This window comes from Pseudomonas sp. CFBP 8758, assembly GCF_014841725.1.
GTDB lineage: Bacteria > Pseudomonadota > Gammaproteobacteria > Pseudomonadales > Pseudomonadaceae > Aquipseudomonas > Aquipseudomonas baltica.
In genome coordinates, this window is record NZ_JACYUK010000002.1 from 300,449 (window position 1) to 322,526 (window position 22,078).

18 protein-coding genes are annotated in these 22,078 nt (G+C 63.3%); 11 read left to right on the forward strand and 7 right to left on the reverse strand.

Features of this window, described 5'->3' with window-relative positions:
• Positions 1 to 157: 157 nt before the first annotated feature.
• Positions 158 to 358 (reverse strand): hypothetical protein, encoded by a 201-nt coding sequence (locus IFT75_RS05210; RefSeq protein ID WP_122479727.1) that lies wholly within the window; start codon positions 356 to 358, stop codon positions 158 to 160.
• A gap of 275 nt (positions 359 to 633) precedes the next feature.
• On the opposite strand from IFT75_RS05210, the gene pcaR reads away from it, so the two are divergent.
• The 9 genes from pcaR (at position 634) to pcaC (ending at position 10,126) form a co-directional block, all read left to right on the forward strand.
• The gene (gene pcaR, locus IFT75_RS05215) at positions 634 to 1,503 is read left to right on the forward strand and encodes a pca regulon transcriptional regulator PcaR (RefSeq protein WP_185794003.1); all 870 of its coding nucleotides are present in this window, start codon (positions 634 to 636) and stop codon (positions 1,501 to 1,503) included.
• A 165-nt stretch (positions 1,504 to 1,668) separates the two neighbouring features.
• Entirely contained in the window at positions 1,669 to 3,015 is a 1,347-nt protein-coding gene (locus IFT75_RS05220) for an MFS transporter (protein WP_185794002.1), read from the forward strand.
• A 133-nt stretch (positions 3,016 to 3,148) separates the two neighbouring features.
• Entirely contained in the window at positions 3,149 to 4,009 is an 861-nt protein-coding gene (locus tag IFT75_RS05225; protein WP_185794001.1) for a CoA transferase subunit A, read from the forward strand.
• Positions 4,006 to 4,785: a CoA-transferase subunit beta gene (locus IFT75_RS05230; RefSeq protein ID WP_122479414.1), complete on the forward strand. Its 780-nt coding sequence runs from the start codon at positions 4,006 to 4,008 to the stop codon at positions 4,783 to 4,785. Before IFT75_RS05225 ends, IFT75_RS05230 begins: the two co-directional genes overlap by 4 nt.
• On the forward strand, positions 4,782 to 5,987 hold the full coding sequence (gene pcaF / locus IFT75_RS05235; protein ID WP_185794000.1) for a 3-oxoadipyl-CoA thiolase: 1,206 nt from the start codon (positions 4,782 to 4,784) through the stop codon (positions 5,985 to 5,987). The genes IFT75_RS05230 and pcaF overlap by 4 nt, the downstream gene beginning before the upstream one ends.
• Positions 5,988 to 6,222: 235 nt before the next feature.
• On the forward strand, positions 6,223 to 7,512 hold the full coding sequence (locus IFT75_RS05240; RefSeq protein ID WP_122479412.1) for an MFS family transporter: 1,290 nt from the start codon (positions 6,223 to 6,225) through the stop codon (positions 7,510 to 7,512).
• A 45-nt stretch (positions 7,513 to 7,557) separates the two neighbouring features.
• Complete coding sequence (locus IFT75_RS05245; RefSeq protein ID WP_192053652.1) at positions 7,558 to 8,922, forward strand: 3-carboxy-cis,cis-muconate cycloisomerase; 1,365 nt, start codon at positions 7,558 to 7,560, stop codon at positions 8,920 to 8,922.
• Between the two features lie 10 nt (positions 8,923 to 8,932).
• Entirely contained in the window at positions 8,933 to 9,721 is a 789-nt protein-coding gene (pcaD, locus tag IFT75_RS05250; protein ID WP_192053654.1) for a 3-oxoadipate enol-lactonase, read from the forward strand.
• 12 nt (positions 9,722 to 9,733) lie between these two features.
• Complete coding sequence (pcaC, locus tag IFT75_RS05255) at positions 9,734 to 10,126, forward strand: 4-carboxymuconolactone decarboxylase (protein ID WP_185793997.1); 393 nt, start codon at positions 9,734 to 9,736, stop codon at positions 10,124 to 10,126.
• 48 nt (positions 10,127 to 10,174) lie between these two features.
• Here the strand turns inward: pcaC and IFT75_RS05260 are convergent, their stop codons facing one another.
• The 4 genes from IFT75_RS05260 to IFT75_RS05275 all read right to left on the reverse strand — a co-directional run bounded on the left by IFT75_RS05260 (position 10,175) and on the right by IFT75_RS05275 (position 17,547).
• Positions 10,175 to 11,440 (reverse strand): OprD family porin, encoded by a 1,266-nt coding sequence (locus IFT75_RS05260; protein WP_122479409.1) that lies wholly within the window; start codon positions 11,438 to 11,440, stop codon positions 10,175 to 10,177.
• A 327-nt stretch (positions 11,441 to 11,767) separates the two neighbouring features.
• Positions 11,768 to 13,222: an AdeC/AdeK/OprM family multidrug efflux complex outer membrane factor gene (locus IFT75_RS05265; RefSeq protein WP_122479408.1), complete on the reverse strand. Its 1,455-nt coding sequence runs from the start codon at positions 13,220 to 13,222 to the stop codon at positions 11,768 to 11,770.
• Positions 13,219 to 16,395 (reverse strand): efflux RND transporter permease subunit, encoded by a 3,177-nt coding sequence (locus tag IFT75_RS05270; RefSeq protein WP_122479407.1) that lies wholly within the window; start codon positions 16,393 to 16,395, stop codon positions 13,219 to 13,221. The genes IFT75_RS05265 and IFT75_RS05270 overlap by 4 nt, the downstream gene beginning before the upstream one ends.
• A 3-nt stretch (positions 16,396 to 16,398) precedes the next feature.
• Positions 16,399 to 17,547 (reverse strand): efflux RND transporter periplasmic adaptor subunit, encoded by a 1,149-nt coding sequence (locus IFT75_RS05275; protein ID WP_192053656.1) that lies wholly within the window; start codon positions 17,545 to 17,547, stop codon positions 16,399 to 16,401.
• Positions 17,548 to 17,805: 258 nt separating this feature from the next.
• Here IFT75_RS05275 and IFT75_RS05280 point away from each other — a divergent pair, with 258 nt between their 5' ends.
• Both IFT75_RS05280 and IFT75_RS05285 read left to right on the forward strand, forming a co-directional pair.
• Complete coding sequence (locus tag IFT75_RS05280) at positions 17,806 to 18,438, forward strand: TetR family transcriptional regulator (RefSeq protein WP_122479405.1); 633 nt, start codon at positions 17,806 to 17,808, stop codon at positions 18,436 to 18,438.
• A gap of 137 nt (positions 18,439 to 18,575) precedes the next feature.
• Entirely contained in the window at positions 18,576 to 19,472 is an 897-nt protein-coding gene (locus IFT75_RS05285; protein ID WP_192053658.1) for a DMT family transporter, read from the forward strand.
• 19 nt (positions 19,473 to 19,491) lie between these two features.
• Here the strand turns inward: IFT75_RS05285 and IFT75_RS05290 are convergent, their stop codons facing one another.
• Positions 19,492 to 21,000: an MDR family MFS transporter gene (locus tag IFT75_RS05290; RefSeq protein WP_342214366.1), complete on the reverse strand. Its 1,509-nt coding sequence runs from the start codon at positions 20,998 to 21,000 to the stop codon at positions 19,492 to 19,494.
• A 123-nt stretch (positions 21,001 to 21,123) separates the two neighbouring features.
• Positions 21,124 to 22,053 carry an AraC family transcriptional regulator gene (locus tag IFT75_RS05295; protein ID WP_122479402.1) on the reverse strand — a complete coding sequence of 310 codons (930 nt, stop codon included), beginning with the start codon at positions 22,051 to 22,053 and terminating at the stop codon, positions 21,124 to 21,126.
• Positions 22,054 to 22,078: the final 25 nt, after the last annotated feature.

Below are 22,078 nucleotides of genomic sequence, written 5' to 3' on the forward strand. Positions count from 1 at the left end.
ACCTTGGCCCCGAAAATTCGGGCTATCGGTAGCAGGCAACGTCCCGCATACAATCCTGAATAATTCAAACGGGCGTATGAAATCTGTCGCCACATGACGCATTTTTGATGGCAATTGACGTGGTAGGGCCGGCGCGGTGCGTCGTGCCACGTCAATATCAGGCGTTAGGCTGTTGCAGGTCTTTTTCGATCTTCTGGATCTCTTCCTGGAACGCCAGATCGACAATGCTGGCGCGTTTGCGCCAAGGTTTGCGTTCGGGTTCCGGCTGAGCAGCGTAGGTGGTGATCTCGCCGCCGTAGACTTCCTTGTAACGTTGTTCCTGGCGCTCCAGTTGCGCGCGCAGTTCGTCTTTCGTCACATTCATTACTCTGATAATTGGAAAGTTGAAACCGGCTGACAGGGTTTCTCGAGCGCCGTGCCAGTTGGCGAACGCATTGTAGCGAGTCGCAGTGTCAACGGGGCACCTGGGCCTGTCATCGAATGTGTGTAGCTCAACTCGATACACACTAGGAAAACGCAAACAGGGATAAGTTTCAGCACCGGCCACGAAACGCCCGCTGCACAGGTTTGCGATTATCGCCCGCTGGTTCGATAATCGCCCTGGGCAGTTCCCAGTATCCAGAGGGCAGTTTGATGAGCGAAGACACTCCACCGGCAGCCTCGACAGTGCCCCAGCGAACTGCGTTCAGCTCCCTGGCTCCGCCGATCGTGGCATCGCCGGCCAAGCGCATCCAGGCGTTTACCGGCGATCCCGACTTCATGACCTCGCTGGCCCGCGGGCTGGCGGTGGTGCAGGCATTCCAGGAGCGCAAGCGACACCTGACCATCGCGCAGATCAGCCACCGCACCGAAATCCCTCGGGCCGCCGTGCGACGTTGCCTGCATACCCTGATCAAGTTGGGCTACGCCACCACCGATGGGCGCACCTACTCGCTGTTGCCCAAGGTCCTGACCCTTGGCCATGCCTACCTGTCGTCGACACCTCTGGCGGTGTCTGCACAGCCGTATCTGGATCGCATGAGCGAGCAGCTGCACGAAGCCTGCAACATGGCCACGCTCGAAGGCGACGATATCCTCTACATCGCGCGCTCGGCCACGACCCAGCGGCTGATCTCCGTGGACCTGTCGGTGGGCGGCCGGCTGCCGGCGTATTGCACCTCCATGGGCCGCATATTGCTCGCCGCGCTCGACGACGCCTCGTTGCACGAATACCTGCAGCACACCGACCTTGCTCCCAAGACCAGCCGTACCTTGACCAGCAAGGTGACATTGCTCGAATGCCTGGAGCGGGTTCGCCAGCAGGGCTGGTGCATCGTCGATCAGGAGCTGGAGCAGGGCCTGCGTTCGATTGCCGTGCCGGTGTACGACGCGTCGGGGCAGGTGCTGGCGGCGCTCAACGTCAGTACCCACGCCGGTCGAGTGACGCGGGCGGAACTGGAGCAACGCTTCCTGCCGATCATGCTGGCTGCCAGCCGCGACTTGAGTGCGCAACTGTTCGCTTGAACCATCGTGGCCAGGGTGGGCATTGCAGTGTGCGGTGACCGCACACATCTGCAGGTGCGCGATTGACCGGGCCGGGGCGCGCTGACTAATGTCCATCGCATCGACTGCTCAGGCATGTGTCGATGTGCCCGTCTTTCCCGAATAACTACAATGACAAGAACAATAATGAACAGACCTGCCAACGCTGCAGGGGTGTGCCTGGATGTGCAGACCCTGATCAACGACCGACCGCTGTCGCGCTACCAATGGCGCGTGGTCATCCTGTGTTTCCTGATCGTCTTTCTCGATGGCCTGGACACCGCCGCCATGGGCTTCATCGCGCCCGCGCTGTCGCAGGAGTGGGGCATCGACCGGGCCAGCCTGGGGCCGGTGATGAGCGCCGCGCTGATTGGCATGGTGTTCGGCGCGCTGGGCTCCGGGCCCTTGGCCGACCGCTTCGGGCGCAAGGTGGTGCTGGTTGGGGCGGTGCTGGTGTTTGGCGGGTTCAGCCTGGCATCGGCCTACAGCAGCAACGTCGATCAACTGCTGATCCTGCGCTTTCTCACCGGCTTGGGGCTGGGCGCGGGTATGCCCAACGCCACCACGCTGTTGTCCGAATACACCCCCGAACGCTTTCGCTCGCTGCTGGTGACCAGCATGTTCTGCGGTTTCAACCTGGGCATGGCCGGTGGCGGGTTCATGTCCGCCAAGCTGATTCCTGCCTTCGGCTGGCACAGCCTGCTGTTGCTCGGCGGTGTGCTGCCGCTGCTGCTGGCGGTAGTGCTGATGGTCTGGCTGCCCGAGTCGGCGCGGTACCTGGTGGTACGCAACAAAAGCGTGGAAAAAATCCGTCGTACCCTTGCACCGATCGACCCTGAGCAAGTGGCGCGGGCCGAGCGTTTCAGCGTTCCCGAACAGAAAACCGTCAAAGCGAGCAACGTCCTGGCCGTGATCTTTTCGGGCACCTACCGTGCCGGCACCTTGCTGCTGTGGCTCACCTATTTCATGGGTCTGGTGATCGTCTACCTGTTGACCAGCTGGCTGCCGACGCTGATGCGCGACAGCGGCGCGAGCCTCGAGCAGGCCGCCTTCATCGGCGCGCTGTTCCAGTTCGGCGGTGTACTGAGTGCCGTAGGCGTGGGTTGGGCGATGGACCGGTTCAACCCGCACAAGGTCATTGCCACGTTCTACCTGCTGGCTGGCGTATTCGCCTACGCGGTAGGGCAAAGCCTGGGCAACATCACCGTGCTGGCGACGCTGGTGCTGATCGCCGGGATGTGCGTCAACGGCGCGCAGTCGGCGATGCCGTCGCTGGCCGCGCGGTTCTATCCGACACAGGGACGCGCTACCGGTGTGTCGTGGATGCTGGGCATCGGCCGTTTCGGTGCAATTCTGGGTGCCTGGATGGGCGCGACACTGCTCGGCCTGGGTTGGGATTTCGAACAGGTGCTGACTGCGCTGGTCGTCCCCGCCGTGCTGGCCACCGTGGCCTTGTTGATCAAGGGGCGCGTCAGCCACGCCGACGCTACCTGAAGCGCGCCGCTGTACTGTTCGATAATCGAACAGATAGTCGATAATCGGATTGTTCGTGTGAGGCTGGCGCCCTAACCTGTATGCCAGCTTCATTCAAACAAGATGGCTCACAGTACCGAGGAGTCCTGCCCACATGGCTGCAATTCTGTCGCTCACCGACGCGGTGAAGCAATTCGTCAACGATGGCGACACCATCGCGCTCGAAGGCTTCACCCACCTGATTCCAACCGCTGCAGGTCACGAGATCATTCGTCAAGGCAAGAAAGACCTGACGCTGGTGCGCATGACCCCCGACCTGATCTACGATCAGTTGATCGGCGCCGGTTGCGCTCGCAAGTTGATCTTCTCGTGGGGCGGCAACCCCGGTGTCGGTTCGCTGCATCGACTGCGCGACGCCGTCGAGAAGCAGTGGCCGCAAGCGCTGGAGATCGAAGAACACAGCCATGCCGACCTGGCCAATGCCTATGTGGCCGGCGCCTCGGGCCTGCCGTTTGCGGTGTTGCGGGCCTACGCCGGTTCCGATCTGCCCAAGGTCAACCCGCTGATCAAGACGGTGACCTGCCCCTTCACCGGCGAAGTGCTGGCAGCGGTGCCGTCGGTGCGCCCCGATGTCACCGTGATCCATGCGCAGAAAGCCGACCGCAAGGGCAACGTACTGCTGTGGGGCATCCTGGGCGTGCAGAAGGAGGCCGCCTTGGCCGCCAAGCGCTGTATCGTCACGGTGGAAGAAATTGTCGACGACCTGCAGGCCCCCATGAACGCCTGCGTACTGCCGACCTGGGCACTGACTGCGGTCTGCCACGTACCGGGTGGGGCACATCCGTCCTACGCCCACGGCTACACCGAGCGCGACAACGTGTTTTACCAAGCCTGGGATCCTATTGCGCGAGACCGACAGACCTTTACCGCCTGGATCGACACCTACATCCGTGGCACGCAGAACTTCAGCGAATACCAGGCGAAACTGGCCAGCGCAGCGCAGGTGACCCCATGACTTACTCCACCAACGAGATGATGACCGTCGCGGCTGCGCGGCGCTTGCGCAACGGCGCGGTGTGCTTCGTCGGCATCGGCCTGCCGTCCAAGGCCGCCAACCTGGCCCGTCTGACCTCCTCGCCGGACGTGGTGCTGATCTACGAATCAGGTCCGATTGGCGCTAAACCCACCGTGCTGCCCTTGTCCATCGGCGATGGCGAGTTGGCGGAAACCGCCGACACCGTCGTGCCGACGGGTGAGATCTTCCGCTACTGGCTGCAGGGTGGACGTATCGACGTCGGCTTCCTCGGCGCCGCCCAGGTCGACCGTTTCGGCAACATCAACACCACCGTGGTGGGCGACTATCATCAGCCCAAGGTACGCCTGCCGGGCGCTGGCGGAGCGCCTGAAATCGCAGGTTCCGCCAAGAGCGTGCTGATCATCCTCAAGCAGTCGCACCGCAGCTTCGTCGAGAAGCTCGATTTTCTCACGTCGGTGGGCCATGGTGACGGCGGCGACTCGCGCAAGCGCCTGGGCCTGCCGGGCCAAGGCCCGGTGGGGATCATCACCGACCTGTGCATCATGGAACCGGAGGCCGGCACCAACGAGTTCGTGGTCACCTCCATCCACCCCGGTGTGACCCGCGAGCAGATCAGTGCTGCCACCGGCTGGAAGGTCCGCTTCGCCGACGACGTGCAGACCACGGCCGAGCCCGATACCACCGAACTGGAGGCGTTGCGCGCCCTGGAAGCACGCACCGCGGCCGCCCATGGCCAAGCGCCGGGAGAAGCATGATGCGTGACGTATTCATTTGCGATGCGGTACGTACGCCCATCGGTCGCTTTGGCGGCAGCCTGGCCAACGTGCGTGCCGACGACCTCGCCGCCGTGCCGATCAAGGCGTTGCTCGAGCGTAACCCGACGGTGGATTGGGCGCAGGTCGACGAAGTGTTCATGGGCTGCGCCAATCAGGCGGGCGAAGACAACCGCAACGTCGCACGCATGGCGCTGCTGCTGGCCGGCCTGCCCGAAGGCGTGCCGGGCGTGACCCTCAACCGCTTGTGTGCTTCGGGCATGGATGCGGTGGGCACGGCGTTCCGCGCCATTGCCAGTGGCGAGATGGAGCTGGCGATTGCCGGTGGTGTTGAATCGATGTCACGCGCACCCTTCGTCATGGGCAAGGCCGATGCCGGTTTCTCCCGCAACATGAAGCTGGAAGACACCACCATCGGTTGGCGCTTCATCAACCCGCTGATGAAGGCCCACTATGGCGTGGATGCGATGCCGCAGACCGCCGACAACGTGGCTGACGATTACCGGGTTTCCCGTGAGGACCAAGACGCCTTCGCCGTGCGCAGCCAGCAACGCACCGCTGCCGCCCAGGCGGCGGGCTTCTTCGCCGAGGAAATCGTACCAGTGCGCATTCCCGGCAAGAAGGGCGACACCGTGGTCGAGCAGGACGAGCATCCACGTGCCGATACCACCCTGGAAACCCTGGCCAGGCTCAAGCCGGTCAACGGCGCCGACAAGAGCGTGACCGCAGGCAATGCTTCGGGTGTCAACGACGGCGCCGCCGCCATGATTCTCGCCAGTGCCGAGGCAGTGCAGAAGCATGGCCTGACGGCCCGTGGCCGGGTGCTGGGCATGGCCAGTGCCGGGGTGGCGCCACGGGTAATGGGCGTCGGTCCGGTACCGGCAGTGCGCAAGCTGCTGGAACGCCTGGACCTGGCGGTCGAGGACTTCGACGTGATCGAGCTCAACGAGGCGTTCGCCAGCCAGGGCCTGGCCGTGCTGCGCGAGCTGGGGCTGGCGGACGACGCGGCGCAGGTCAATCCCAACGGCGGGGCGATTGCCTTGGGGCACCCATTGGGCATGAGCGGGGCGCGGCTGGTGTTGACCGCGCTGCATCAGTTGGAAAAAAGTGGCGGCAAGCGCGGGCTGGCGACGATGTGCGTGGGGGTAGGGCAGGGTCTGGCGTTGGCGATCGAGCGGGTTTGAGGGGGCTTCACTGGCCTCTTCGCGGGCAGAGGGCTCGCCGCCCGCCCCGCTCCCACAGAAAGCCCGCTCCCACATAGATCAAATGTTCTTGTGGGAGCAGGCTCCTGTGGGAGCGGGCTCTGCCCGCGAAGAGGCCCTAAAGCCAACCCTCAACCTCCCAGACCGCCAATCACCTTGTGCCTGAGGTTGTAACAGGTTATGTCTAGCCTTTACCGACCTCAATGAGAACTAAAACATGACAACAGTTCATTACACCGGTGAGGAGCGCAAGAAGCGCATATTCGCGATCGTCGGCGCTTCATCGGGCAACCTGGTGGAGTGGTTCGACTTCTATGTCTACGCCTTCTGCGCCATTTATTTCGCCCCAGCCTTCTTTCCTTCCGACGATCCAACCGTGCAACTGGTCAACACCGCCGGAGTGTTCGCCGCAGGCTTTCTGATGCGGCCGATCGGTGGCTGGCTGTTCGGCCGCGTGGCCGACAAGCATGGCCGCAAGAACTCCATGATGATCTCGGTGCTGATGATGTGCGCTGGCTCGCTGGTGATCGCCTGCCTGCCGACCTACGCCACCATCGGTGTCTGGGCACCGATCATCCTGTTGCTGGCCCGGCTGTTCCAGGGTCTCTCGGTAGGTGGTGAATACGGCACCACGGCGACCTACATGTCCGAAGTCGCCCTGCGTGGCCAGCGTGGTTTCTTCGCGTCGTTCCAGTACGTAACGTTGATCGGCGGGCAACTGCTGGCCGTGCTGACCGTGGTCATCCTCCAGCAGTTTCTCGATGAGCAGGAACTGCGGGCCTGGGGCTGGCGCATTCCGTTTTTCGTCGGTGCCGTCGCCGCGATCATCTCGCTGTTGTTGCGCCGTACGCTGAAGGAAACCAGCACCGCCGAAACGCGCAACGACAAGGACGCCGGCAGCATCGCCGGGCTGTTCAAGAATCACAGCGCAGCCTTCATCACCGTATTGGGCTACACCGCCGGCGGCTCGCTGATTTTCTACACCTTCACCACCTACATGCAGAAGTACCTGGTCAATACCGCAGGCATGCATGCCAAGACCGCCAGCCTGATCATGACCGGCGCGCTGTTCCTGTACATGTGCATGCAGCCGCTGTTCGGCATGCTCGCCGACCGCATCGGCCGACGCACCTCCATGCTCTGGTTCGCCGGGCTCGGTACCTTGTGCACCTTGCCGATCCTCATGGCATTGAAGACCGTCACCAGCCCGTTCCTGGCGTTCGTGCTGATCACCCTGGCCCTGGCCATCGTCAGCTTCTACACCTCGATCAGTGGCCTGGTCAAAGCCGAGATGTTCCCGCCGCAGGTGCGCGCCCTGGGCGTCGGCCTGGCCTACGCGGTAGCCAACGCGGTGTTCGGCGGTTCAGCGGAGTTCGTCGCCTTGAACCTGAAGAACATGGGCAACGAAAACGCGTTCTACTGGTACGTCACGGTGATGATGGCCATCGCCTTCCTGTTCAGCCTGCGGCTGCCCAAGCAGCCCAAGTACCTGCATACCGACCATTAAACCCAAGGGCGCGCCATCGCTGGCGCGCCCTTGCAGGGGAGCTCCATGGACCAACCGCCGAACAATCAGTTGTTCGATGTCTACTTCACCGCCCCGGCCATGCGCCAGATCTTCTGCGACCATGGCCGGGTGCAGGGCATGCTCGATTTCGAAGCCGCGCTGGCTCGCGCCCAGGCGCGGGTCGGTGTGATCCCCAGCGCGGCAGTCTCTCCCATAGAGGCCGCGTGCAAGGCCCAGCTATACGACTTCCAGGCCTTGGCGCAGGCCATTGCCAGTGCTGGCAACTCGGCCATTCCCTTGGTCAAGATGCTCGGCAAGGTCATTTCCGCCACCGACGCCGAGGCCGAGCGCTACGTGCATCTGGGGGCGACCAGCCAGGATGTCATGGACACCGGGCTGGTACTGCAGCTGCTGGCGGCAGTTGAGCTGATCGAATCCGACCTGCGCCTGCTGACCGACGGCCTGAGCCTGCAGGCTCGCCGCCATGCGGCCACGGTGATGCCCGGACGAACCTGGCTGCAACACGCCACACCCGTCACCTTGGGCATGAAGATCGCTGGCTGGCTCGGCGCCCTGACCCGCAGCCGGCAGCGCCTGCGCGAGCTCAGGCCGCGGCTGGCCTGCCTGCAGTTCGGCGGTGCCTCGGGCACCCTGGCCGCCCTCGGCGATCGAGCCATGCCGGTGGCCCAGGCGCTGGCCGAGGAACTGCACCTGAATCTGCCCGAGCAGCCTTGGCATACCCAACGCGACCGACTGGTCGAGCTGGCCTCGGTGCTGGGCCTGTTGGCCGGCAGTCTGGGCAAGCTGGGCCGGGACATCAGCCTGTTGATGCAGACCGAAGCGGCGGAAGTGTTCGAGCCGTCCGCGCCGGGCAAGGGCGGTTCCTCGACCATGCCGCACAAGCGCAATCCGGTCGGTGCGGCGGTGCTGATCGGCGCCGCCACCCGAGTGCCGGGCCTGCTGGCCACGCTGTTCAGCGCCATGCCGCAGGAACACGAGCGCAGCCTGGGGCTGTGGCACGCCGAATGGGAAACGCTGCCGGAGATCTGCTGCCTGGTGTCCGGCGCGCTGCAGCAGGCGCTGGCCATCGCCGACGGTATGCAGGTAGACGATGGGCGGATGCTGGCGAACCTGGAACTGACCCACGGCCTGGTGCTGGCCGAAGCCGTCAGCATCGTGCTGGCCCAGCGGATCGGTCGCGACCGCGCCCATCATGTGCTGGAACAGTGCTGCAAACAGGCCGTCGCCCAGGGCCGGCATCTGCGCGCAGTGCTCGGCGACGAGCCGCAGGTCACCGAGCATTTGGACGCCAATGAACTGGACCGTCTGCTGGACCCTTCGCATTACCTGGGCCAGGCCCGGGTCTGGGTCGAACGGGCGGTCGCCGAACACGATCTTTTGAATGCGTGAGGAGATGAGCGTGGCACAGGTACAACTCGCCGACGGCGAACTCGATTACAGTCTGCAAGGCCCCGAGGACAAGCCGGTACTGGTTCTGTCCAACTCGCTGGGCACCGACCGGCACATGTGGGACAGCCAGATGGCCGCCTTCACCGAGCATTTCCAGGTGCTGCGCTACGACACCCGTGGCCATGGCCAATCCCTGGTGACCCCGGGCACCTACACCATCGAGCAGCTGGGTGGCGACGTGCTCGCGCTGCTCGATGCCCTGCGACTGGACAAGGTGCACTTCTGCGGGCTGTCCATGGGCGGCTTGATCGGCCAATGGCTGGGGATCAACGCTGGCGAGCGCCTGCACAAGCTGGTGATCTGCAACACGGCGGCGAAAATCGGTACCCAGGACGTCTGGAACCCTCGGATCGAAATGGTCCTTGGGCAGGGCGAGGCGGCCATGCAGTCGCTGCGCGACGCCTCCATCGCGCGCTGGTTCACCCCGGCGTTCGCCGAAGCCAACCCGGGCGAAACCCGGCGCATCACCGACATGCTCGCGGCCACTTCGCCCCAAGGCTACGCCGCCAACTGCGCGGCCGTGCGCGACGCCGATTTCCGCGAGCAGTTGGGTGCCATCCAGGTACCGCTGTTGGTGATCGCAGGCACCGAGGACGCTGTGACCACGCCCGCCGACGCGCAATTCATCGTCGAGCAGGTGGCCGGTGCGCAGTACGCCGAGTTTGCCGCGGCGCATTTGTCCAACGTCGAAGTCGGTGCGCCTTTCAGTGCCCGCGTCGTCGAATTTCTGTTGCGCTGAAGGAGCACGTCCATGGACGAAAAAGAACGCTACGAAGAAGGCCTGAAAGTCAGGCGAGCGGTGTTGGGCGATGCCCATGTGGAACGCAGCCTGAACAACCTGACCGAGTTCAATACCGAGTTCCAGGAGATGATCACCCGCCATGCGTGGGGGGATATCTGGACCCGTCCGGGCCTGCCGCGGCACACCCGCAGCCTGGTCACCATCGCCATGCTGATCGGCATGAATCGCAACGACGAGCTCAAGCTGCACTTGCGTGCGGCGGCAAGCAACGGTGTCACCCGTGAAGAGATCAAGGAAGTCTTGATGCAGAGCGCCATCTATTGTGGCATTCCGGCGGCCAACGCGACGTTTCACCTGGCCGAATCGGTATGGGATGAGCTGGGCGTCGAATCCCGCCAGTGACGCCCGAGCGGGCCGGTGCGGGCGACATGCCCGTCACCGGCGCGAGGGTTACAGAATGCTCAGCGGATAGCTGACGATCACCCGGTTTTCGTCGAACTCGCTGGTGCTGTAGTCGCGGCGCATGGTCGAGTTGCGCCAGCGCATGTTCAGGCTCTTGAAGGTGCCCGACTGCACGGTGTAGGCCAGTTCGGTTTCGCGGCCCCATTCCTTGCCGTCGGTGACGGTGGCGGTGTGCACATTGTCGCCGCTGATGTAGCGGTTCATCAGTGTCAGCCCCGGTACGCCCACGCCGGCGAAGTTGAAGTCATGGCGCAACTGCCAGGATTTCTCCTTGGCGTTCTCGTAGCTGGAGTTGTAGCTGTCGTTGGCCAGGGTGCCGCCACTGGTGCCGTTGACGCGCATCCAGCCATTGTCGCCGGTGACTTTCTGCAGACCGACATAGAAGGTGTTGCTGCCGTACTTGGCCGACAGCAGCGCCGACCAGGTCTTGTTGTCCAGGTCACCGGCCCGTGCGCTGCCGTCCTCCTTGCCATGGAAGAAGCCCAGGTTGGCACCCAGGGTCCAGTCGCCCAAGGGCTGGCTGTGGAGAATCTGCAGGTACTGCTGCTGGTAGATGTCCTTGAGCTCGGCATTCCACAGGCCGACCAGGGTGTTCTTGCCGTTGAAGGTGTACTCGCCACCGACGAAATTGAAGCGGTCGGAAGTGATGCCGGCGCGGCCCTGCAGGAACATGTCCTCCATGCTGGCGTCGTTGCGCGGGCTGTTCTTGCGGAACTGGCCGCCGTATAGCGTCAGGCCGTCGATTTCCTGGGAGGTGACCTGTCCGCCCTGGAAAGTCTGCGGCAGCGAGCGCCCGTCATCCGAGCGCAGGATAGGCAGCACCGGCATCCATTCACCGACCTTGAGCACGGTCTTGGATATCTTGGCCTTGGCGGCCACACCCAACCGACCGAAATCGTCGGCCGGGTCATTGCCGTCATGCACAGGCAACAACTGCGTGCCATAGGTACCACGGCCGCCGTCGAGCTTGACCGAGTACATGCCCAGCACGTCCACACCGAAGCCGACCATGCCTTGGGTGTAGCCGGACTTGGCATCGAGAATGAAGCTTTGGGTCCATTCCTCGGACTTGCTCTGCGGGAAGGCCGGGTTGGTGTGATTGCGGTTGAAGTAGAAGTTGCGCAGGTTCAGCCCTACCTTGGCGTCCTCCAGGAAGCCGGACTCGGCCGCAAAGGAGGGCAGGGCGGCCGTGGCAACGGTCAGCGCAATCAGGTTGGGCAACAGACGGGGTGAACGACGGAAGTGCTGGCGCATGGGGTAAACCTATTGTTATTGATTTTATGATTGACGCACGCTTGTACGAGCAGGTCATGCATGTTTCTAAGTGTTGCGCGGATGGTGCGTTGGGGTGACGCCCGATTCAACCGACCGCACGGGAATACGTGCGATAACCGAACACTAACTAACTGGTTAATAACAAGTCAGTTATCTGGTCATCAGACCACTATTGCTCAAGATTGAACTTTCGGCCAGTCCCGTGTGACATTTTCTTCAGGGGCTACCCTGTTCGTGCCGACGTCGCCGCCTGACCTGCATAAAAAAACCACCGCAGGCGGTGGTTTTTTCTTGCAACGTTGCGCTTCAGCTTTTCGGCGCCTGCGCTGGCTGTGCCAACTGGGCCTGGCCCGTACGCTCGTACCAGCCGCCACCCAGGGCCTTGTACAGATTGACCTCGCTGGTCAGCTGCGAAAGCCGGTCGGTGATCAGCGATTGCTGAGCACTGAACAGCGAGCGCTGGGCATCGAGGAAGGTCAGGTTGCTGTCGATACCGATCCGATAGCGACGCTCTGCCAGGCGGTAGTAATCCTGGTTGGCCTGTACCGAGTCACGCTGGGCCTGCAACTGCTCGTTGTAGGTCTTGCGTGCGGCGAGGCCGTCGGACACTTCCTGGAAGGCCGTTTGAATGACCTTCTCGTAGTTGGCGATGTTGATGTCCTTCTGGATCTTCGAGTAGTCCAGGCTTGCACGCAGCGCACCGGCGTTGAAGATCGGCAGGCTGATGCTGGGCGAGAACAACCAGCTGCCGGAACCGGCGTCGAACAGGCCGGACAACTGGCGGCTCGAAGTGCCGGCGTTGGCGGTCAGGCTGATGCTGGGGAAGAACGCTGCGCGAGCCGCGCCGATGTTGGCGTTGGCGGCCAGCAAGGCGTGCTCGGCTTCGAGGATGTCCGGGCGCCGGGTCAGCAGCTGCGACGGCATGCCTGCGGGCACTTCGCTGAGCAGGTCGGCATCCAGGCCACGGGCTTCGGGCAGGTCCACCGGAATGCGCGTGCCCAGCAGCATGGTCAGGCTGTTGCGGTCCTGGGCCACCTGGCGGTGGTAGCGGGCCAGGCTGACCCGGGCGGTTTCCACCGCGGTGCGCGCCTGGCTCAGGTCCAGGGCCGAGGACACGCCCACTTCGGTGCTGCGGCTGGTCAGCTTGAGGCTCTGCTCGAACGCGCCCAGGGTGTCCTGGGTCAGTTTCAGCAGCGCCTGGTCGGCCTGCCAGGTCAGGTAGGCATTGGCCACGTTGGCCACCAGGCTGATCTGGGTGGAACGACGTGCCTCTTCGCTGGACAGGTAGGTCTGCAGCGCCTGTTCGTTGAGGCTGCGGATGCGGCCCCACAGGTCCAGTTCATAGGCGCTGACGCCCAGGGTGACCCCGTACTGGCTGGAGATGCCCGACTCGCCGAGCTGTGACAGGTCGGCCGGTGTGCGCTGACGCGTACCGGTGCCGTCGGCGTTGATCGCCGGGAACAGATCGGCGCGCTGGATGCGGTACTGCGCCCGGTAGGCCTCGATGTTCAGGGCCGCCACGCGCAGGTCGCGGTTGTTCTCCAGCGCCACCTGCACCAGGCGCTCGAGCGCCGGGTCGGTGAAGAACTGCCGCCAGCCTTGCTCGGCCGCAGCCACTTCGGCCGCATCGGCGGGCGCGTAGGCCTCGCCTTGCGGAAACTGCTCGGCCACTGGCAGGGCAGGCTGCTGGTACTCGGGGATCATCGAGCAGCCGCCGAGCACGAAGGCGGCGACAGCGATGGATATCAGTGACTTGCTCATTGGCCAGCCTCTTCGTGTGTAATGGCTTTGTCGTTGCCCTTGTCCTTCTCGTGTTCCTTGTCGTATTTGCTCTTGAACATCGACGACACGGCCACGTAGAACATCGGCACCCAGAAGATTGCCAGGACGGTGGCGGTGATCATACCGCCGATCACCCCGGTGCCGATTGCATGTTGGCTGCCCGAACCTGCGCCGCTGGAAATCGCCAGCGGGACAACGCCGAGGATGAACGCCAGGGACGTCATGATGATCGGCCGCAGACGCATGCGGCATGCCTCGGCTGCTGCATCGACCAGGCTCTTGCCCTGTTCGTGCAGTTCCTTGGCGAACTCGACGATCAGAATGGCGTTCTTCGCCGCCAACCCCACCGTGACCAACAGGCCCACCTGGAAGAACACGTCGTTGGACAAGCCGCGCATGCTGGTGGCGATCAGCGCACCGATCACACCCAGCGGCACCACCAGGAGCACCGCGATCGGGATCGACCAGCTTTCATACAGGGCTGCCAGACAGAGGAACACGAACAGCAGCGATATCGCATAGAGCGCCGGGGCTTGCGAGCCGGACAGACGTTCTTCGTACGACAGGCCGGTGAACGAGTAGCCGATGCCATCAGGCAGTTTCTTTGCCAGCGCCTCGACCTCGGCCATGGCGTCACCCGAGCTGTAGCCCGGTGCCGGCGTACCCAGGATTTCCATCGCCGCCACGCCGTTGTAGCGCGACAGTTTGGGCGAACCGTAGATCCACTCACCGGTGGCGATGGCCGACAGCGGCACCATGGTCCCGGAGTCGTTGCGCACGTACCACTTGTTCAGGTCTTCGGGGGTCATCCGCGCTGCCGCTTCGCCCTGCACATAGACCTTCTTCACCCGACCGCGGTCGATGAAGTCGTTGACGTAGCTGCCGCCCAAAGCGATGGACAGGGTCTGGTTGATGGTCGACAAGGTGATGCCCAGGGCACTGGCCTTCTCGTCATCCACGGTGAGCTGGTACTGCGGCTCGTCGTTCAGACCGTTGGGACGCACGCCCGCCAGGATCTTGCTCTGGGCGGCCATGCCGAGGAACTGGTTACGTGCCTCCAGCAGTTTTTCGTGGCCAACCCCGCCCTGATCCTGCAGGTAGAAGTCGAAGCCCGATGCGTTACCCAGTTCCAATACCGAAGGCGGGACCACGGCGAAAACCATGGCATCGCGGAAGCTGGCGAAATGCTTCTGCGCCCGCTCGGCGATCTTGAACACAGTCGTCTCGGCGTCGCGCTCACCCCAGGGTTTGAGCATGACGAACGCCAGGCCCGAACTCTGGCCACGACCGGCGAAGTTGAAGCCGTTGACACTGAACACCGACTTCACACCGGCGCCTTCGCCGTTTTCCCCATCCAGCAGGAAGGTGCGCATCTCGTCGATGACCTTCTGCGTCCGCTCGGCCGAGGAGCCTGCAGGCGTCTGCACCTGGGCGAAAATCACGCCTTGGTCTTCTTCAGGCAGGAACGCCGAGGGGATGCGGGTGAACAGGAAGATCATGCCAGCGAAAATGATCAGATAAACGATGAACGCCGGCAGCTTGTGCGTGACCATGCGCTTCACGCCGTTCTCGTAGCTGACCACGCTGCGGTCGAAGGTTCGGTTGAACCAGCCGAAGAACCCACGCTTGGGTTGGCCGTGTTTTTCCGGATCGATCGGCTTGAGCATGGTGGCGCACAATGCCGGGGTGAAGATCAGCGCGACCAGTACCGACAGCGCCATGGCCGAAACGATGGTGATCGAGAACTGTTTGTAGATCACACCGGTGGAGCCGCCGAAGAAGGCCATCGGCAGCAGTACCGCCGAGAGCACCATGGCGATACCGACCAGAGCGCCCTGGATCTGCTCCATGGACTTCTTGGTCGCCTCCTTGGGCGACAAGTGCTCCTCGGCCATGACCCGCTCGACGTTCTCCACCACCACGATCGCATCGTCCACCAATAGCCCGATCGCCAGGATCATGCCGAACATGGTCAAGGTATTGATGGTGAAACCGAACGCGGCGAGGATGCCGAAGGTGCCGAGCAGTACCACCGGTACCGTCATGGTCGTGATGACCGTGGCGCGGAAGTTCTGCAGGAACAGGTACATCACCAGGAACACCAGCACGATCGCTTCGATCAGCGTGTGCACGACGCCGGAAATCGACTCGGTCACGGTCGGCGTGGTGTCATACGGGTAAACCACTTTCATGCCAGGCGGAAAGAACGGCTCCAGGTTGGCCACGGTGGCGCGAATCGCCTTGGCGGTGTCCAGTGCGTTGGCGCCGGACGCCAGCTTGATCGCCATGCCCGAGGCCGGCTTGCCGTTGAACTGGGCATCGATGCTGTAGCTCTGGCCGCCCAGGGCGATGCGTGCAACGTCCTTGAGACGTACCTGCGAACCGTCAGCGTCGACCTTGAGCAGAATGTTGCCGAACTGCTCGGCGGTCTGCAGGCGGGTCTTGCCGATGATGGTGGCGTTGAGCTGGGTGCCAGGCACGGCCGGCAGGCCGCCGAGCTGACCGGTAGCGATCTGCACGTTCTGCGCGCTGATCGCGGCGCTGATTTCCACCGGTGTCAGTTGATACTTGTTCAACTTGGCCGGGTCCAGCCAGATGCGCATGGCGTACTGCGAACCGAACACCTGGAAGTCGCCCACGCCCGAGGTCCGCGAGATCGGGTCCTGGATGTTGGAGACGATGTAGTTGGACAAGTCTTCACGGGTCAGCGTGTCGTCTTCGGCCACCAGGCCGATCACCAACAGGAAGTTCTTCACCGACTTGGTCACGCGCAGGCCCTGTTGCTGCACTTCCTGCGGCAACAGTGGGGTGGCCAGGTTGAGCTTGTTCTGCACCTGCACCTGGGCGATGTCGGGGTTGGTGCCCTGGTTGAAGGTCACGCTGATGGTCATGCTGCCGTCGGAGTTGCTCTCCGAGGAAACGTAACGCAGGTTGTCGATACCGTTGAGCTGCTGCTCGATGATCTGTACCACGGTGTCCTGCACGGTCTGTGCGGACGCACCTGGGTAGGTGACCTGGATGTCGATGGCGGTCGGCGCGATGGCCGGGTATTGGTTGATGGGCAGCTTGAGAATGGCCAGCCCACCCACCAGCATGATCACCAGGGCAAGTACCCAGGCGAAAATGGGTCGGTCGATAAAGAATTTAGACATCGATCACTCACCTTTGCCGTTGGCGGCAGGGGCGGACTGTTCAGGAGTCAGGTTGCCAGCATCCTTGACGGTCACATCGGCACCCGGCTTGACGTATTGCAGACCTTCGGTGATCAAGCGATCGCCGGCGTTCAGGCCTTTCTCGATCACCCAATAGGCGCCATCGGTACGATTGGCCACCAGCTGACGCTGCTCGACCTTGTTGTCCTTGTTGACGATCAAGGCGGTCGGGGTGCCCTTCAGGTCGCGCGTCACGCCTTGCTGGGGCGCCAGGATGGCTTCGCTGCGCACACCGGCCTGCAGCTTGGCGTGCACGAACATGCCGGGCAGCAGCACGTGTTCCGGGTTGGGGAACACGGCGCGCAGGGTGACCGAGCCGGTAGCCTGATCGACCGAGACTTCGGAGAATTCCAGCTTGCCGGTCTGGGCGTACTCGCTGCCATCTTCCAGGGTCAGCTTGACCGAGGCGGCGTTGTCGCCGGCCTTTTGCAGCTTGCCGCTGTCGAGGTCGCGTCGCAGCCTGAGCATTTCGGCGGACGACTGCGTCACGTCGACGTAGATCGGGTCCAGTTGCTGGATGGTCGCCAGGGCGTTGGTCTGGCCATTGGTCACCAGTGCGCCTTCGGTCACGTCGGAACGGCCGATGCGGCCCGAGATCGGCGCCATCACCTTGGTGTAGCGCAGGTCGATCTGCGCGCTTTTCACCGAGGCCTCCGCCTGCAGCTGCTGCGAGCGTGCGTTGTCGTATTCCTGGCGGCTGACGGCTTGCTCGTCGATCAGCTGCTTGTAGCGCCCGGCCAGCGACTTGGCCGACTCAAGCGTCGCCTGGGAGCTGCCCAGCGTGGCCTCGTACACCGACGGGTCGATCTGGTAGAGCTGCTGCCCGGCCTTGACCTCGGTGCCTTCCTTGAACAGACGCTTGAGGATGATCCCGTTGACCTGCGGCCGTACTTCGGCCACGCGGTACGCGGTGGTCCGGCCCGGCAGTTCGCTGGTCAATGTGTAGGGTTGGGTTTTCAGGGTAACCACGCCGACCTGAGGAGCTTGCTGAGCCTGTTGCGGGGCTGCTTCTTCCTTTTTGTCACAGCCGCTGAGCAAGGTTGCCAGGGCGACGGCGGATACCAGAGCGGTAACAACTGGCTTGAATTGCATGAAGATCCTCGGGTCGTGAGCGCGGGGGAGGGCTCAAGAATAGTGGAAAGGTAAAAAAATGTTACGACTGGATTAATAGCTTACTAACGAATATACTTACATTCGTGGTTGTTTGTAAACAACTTGATGGCCTGATGCCCGCGACGTTGCGGCGCACCCATCGATATTCCGGACAAGCCCCGCACAAAAGGGATTCCCGGCCTGAGCAGGCGCTGCGTTACGCATCGCGCGTGCATTGAAGATTGAGGTTCGACTGCCATGGTTCGCCGTACCAAAGAGGAAGCCCAGGAAACCCGCAGCCAGATTCTCGAGGCGGCCGAGCAGGCCTTCTACGAGCGCGGCGTGGCGCGCACGACCCTGGCTGACATCGCGACCCTGGCAGGGGTGACGCGCGGCGCCATCTATTGGCACTTCAGCAACAAGGCGGATCTGGTCCAGGCCATGCTCGACAGCTTGCAGGAGCCGCTCGAGGAGCTGGCCCAGGCCAGCGAGAGCGAGGATGAGCCCGACCCGCTGGGTTGCATGCGTCAGTTGCTGATCCGCCTTTTCCAGCAGATCGCCGTAGACCCCAAGACCCGCCGCCTCAACGAAATTCTGCATCATAAATGCGAGTTCACCGATGAAATGTGTGACATGCGCCGCCAGCGCCAGTCGGTCAGCATCGACTGCAATGTGCGCATCGAACGGTCGTTGCGCAACGCCGTGAACCGCGAGCAGTTGCCGCACGATCTGGACACCGTCAGGGCGGCCATCGCCTTGCACGCCTATATAGATGGCATGATCGGCCAATGGTTGCTCGTCCCCGACAGTTTCGATCTCTATCAGGAAGCGGAGCGTTGGGTGGACCTGAGCCTGCAGACGCTGAGCCTGACACCGGCGTTGCGCAAATAAAGTTCTGAATCAAGTTGTAACAGCGCCCCCGCTCGCGCCATCATCGACCCGACACCATCCAGCCGCTGCCCGAGTACCTGCGTGCGGCGGACAGGTCACGACCGTTACCCTTTCATCATCCTGTTGCGAGCGTGTGAATGAGCGTGCAAAACCCGTTGCTCACCGGGGTCAACCAGCCGCTGCGCGGTATCGCGCTGATCTGTCTGGCAACGTTGCTGTTCGCCAGCCACGACGCCTTGTCCAAGTACCTCTCCGGGCTGTTCCCCATCGTTGTGGTGGTGTGGGCGCGCTACGTGGTGCACACCTTGCTGATGCTGGTCATATTCGTGCCGCAGACCGGGCTGTCCACGGTGATCCGCACCAAGCGGCCGGGGCTGCAGCTGTTGCGCGCGCTGTGCCTGATCGCCACCAGCCTGTTCTTCACCACCAGCCTGCGCTACATACCGCTGGCCGAAGCCACGGCGGTCAACTTCCTGGCACCGCTGTTGGTGACGGCGTTGTCGGTGCCGCTGCTCAAGGAAGTGGTGACCCGCGCGCAATGGGCGGCGGTGATCACTGGCTTCATCGGCGTGCTCATCGTGATCCGCCCCGGCGGTGCCCTGTTCACGCCGGCCATCCTGCTGCCGTTGATATCCGCGTTCTTCTTCGGCCTGTACCAATTGCTGACGCGCAAGCTCAGCAGCATCGACAGCCCGACCACCAGCAATTTTCTCGCCGGTATCTTCAACACGCTGATCATGAGCGCCGCGCTGCCGTTCTTCTGGCAGGCGCCGGGGTGGATCGATGCATTGTTCATGGTCGGGCTGGGCACCTGCGGCATGCTCGGGCATCTGTTGCTGACCCAGGCCTTTCGCCATGCCGCGCCGGCGCTGCTGGCACCGTTCAGTTACGGGCAGATCCTGTTCGCCGGGATGTATGGCTACCTGATCTTCGACCACACCCCCGATATCTTCGGGGTGGTGGGCATCAGCGTCATCTGCCTCAGCGGCCTGGCCGTAGCCTGGGCCCAACGCAAGAAGCGACCGGCCGTCTGATCGGGCCTCTTCGCACAAGCTACTTCTCGCCATGCCCGCGGCCGCGCAATTCCAGATTGGGCAGCGCCAGTGCCACGGCCACTCCCAGCAGGGAGATGCCGGCACTGGCCCACAGCAAGTGCTGGAAGGTCTGCGCCAGTTCCATGCGCAAGGCATCGCGGGCAGGGCCCGCCGCAGCGTTGAGCCCGGTCAGCAGCACGTTGCCACTCACCACCTCGAGCCCATGACCGCTCAAGGCACCGTCCGCCAACTGCACACCGTGCAGCATGGCCAACAGCAAAGCCGACAGACAAGCCACTCCAACAGCGCCGCCCAGCGAGCGAAACAACGCCAGGGTACTGGTGGCCACGCCGATGTCCCTGGCCTGCACCGAATTCTGCGCGCCGACCAGCGAGGTGGGAAACTGCAACCCGCAGGCGAACCCGGTCAACAGCATGAAGGTCACGCTGAGCAGCAGGTTGTCCGGCGGACTGAACGCCATGCCCAGAATCCCCAGCGGAGCGAGCAACGCCCCGGTCAGAATGATGGGTTTGTAGCGCCCGGTCTGCGATGTGCGACGCCCGCCCAGAAAAGCCCCGATGGGCAACCCCAATGCGAGTGGCAGCAGGTACAGGGCCGCCTGGTCCGCGCCGGCACCGGTGACGGTCTGGAAGCGCAGGGGCATCATCACGCTCAGCCCGATGGCCTGGAAGCTGGTGAAAAACACCGTGCACCAGCACAGCACCGCTGCGCGATTGGCAAACAGATGCATCGGCAGCAGCGGTTCGCGAAAACGTCGTTCATGCCAGACAAAACCCAGCAGCGCTGCCGTGGCAATCACCAGCAGCGCCCACACCTGGGTGTCGTCCAGCCCATGCCCCTGGCCAACGCGGGTGATGCTCATGAGCAAGGTGCTCAGGCCGACGATCATCAGCACCGTACCCAGGTAATCGATGATCGGCGTACGCTGCGGTATGGGCAGCCCCGCCAGCTTGCGGCTGGCGTACCAACAGGCGAACGCGCCCAGCGGCAGGTTGATCAGAAACACCCAGCGCCACGACAGGTACTGCGTCATGTAGCCGCCCAGCACCGGGCCCAGCACGCTGGCGGCTGCGTACATGCTGCTGAAATAGCCCTGGTAGCGGCCACGTTCGCGCGGCGGCACGACATCGCCGATGATCGCCTGGCTCACCGAAACCATGCCGCCAGCGCCGACGCCCTGCAGCAGGCGCGCCAGCACCAGTTGCTCCATGCTCTGCGCCATGCCGCAGAACAGCGACGCCAGGGTGAACAATCCCGTGCCGATCAGAATCATGCGTCGGCGTCCGTACAGGTCGCCCAGCTTGCCGTAGATCGGCGTGGCCACGGTCATGGCCACCATATACCCGGAGATCACCCAGGCCAGGCGGTCGACGTCGTTGAACTGGGCGGAGATCGCCGGCATGGAGACCGCAACGATGGTCTGGTCCAACGCGCCCAGGAAAATGGCCAGCATCAGGGCCACCAGAATGCTCTTGATGGCCGGTGGGGAGTGGCTGAGATCGGTCACAGGTAGGCCTGCAAAGAGACGCCCCGGCAAGATGGCCACGGGCTGCGGTCTTCGAGTGTACTTGATAGCTAGCTATCGGTTCTATTGGTGATCTGCGGTTTTTTCAACCCTGCCAGCGTGACATCAGAGGCTGATGCGCAGGCGTGCCAGGTCACGCACCGGTGGTGCGCCGAAATGCCGGCTGTATTCGCGGCTGAACTGCGAAGGACTTTCGTAGCCCACGCGATACCCGGCGGCCGACGCATCGAGATCTTCGCTGAGCATCAGTCGACGAGCCTCCTGCAAGCGCAGCTGTTTCTGGTACTGCAACGGGCTCATGGACGTCACGGCCTTGAAACGGTGATGCAGGGTGGACACGCTCAGGTTGACTTCGCGAGCCAGGTCTTCGATGCGCAGGCTGCGCTGGAAATGCCGATTGATCCAGGCGATGGCCTGGCTGACCCGGTGGGTCTGGCTGTGGGCGACGGCGATTTCATACAAGCGGTGACCCTGTTGCCCTCCCAGCAGGCGATAGAGGATTTCCCGCCGCACCAGTGGCGCCAGCACGGCAATGTCCTTCGGTGTTTCCAGCAGGCGTACCAGGCGCAGCACGGCATCGAGAAACGCCGTGTCCATCTGCTCCACGTACAGGCCGCGCTGGGTCGAACGCGAAGGCACGCCCAGCGGCCCGGCGTCGGCGATCACCGCGTTGATCTCGTCGGGGTCGATGTCCAACCGCAGGGACAAGCTAGGGTCGCCGGGGCTGGCATCCAGGATCCGTCCCGAGATCGGCATGGCCACCGACACCACCATGAAGTTCAGCGGGTCGTAGATATAGCGCTCTTCCCCCAGGCGCACCTCCTTGCTGCCGTGGGCAAGGATGCACAGCGCCGGTTGCACCAACGCCGGGAACGACTGCACGCACTCTTCATAGCGCACCAGATGCAAGCCGCTGATCGCGGTGCCATGGCAGCCGGGTGCCTGTGCGCCACGAGCAATGCGCTCGGCAAGTTCGCAGCGACTTCGTTCCAGGGCAGGGTGCAGGGGCAAGGCAGCAGGTGCGGCGGGTTTCATGCAGGCTCCATGATCTGTGCATCAC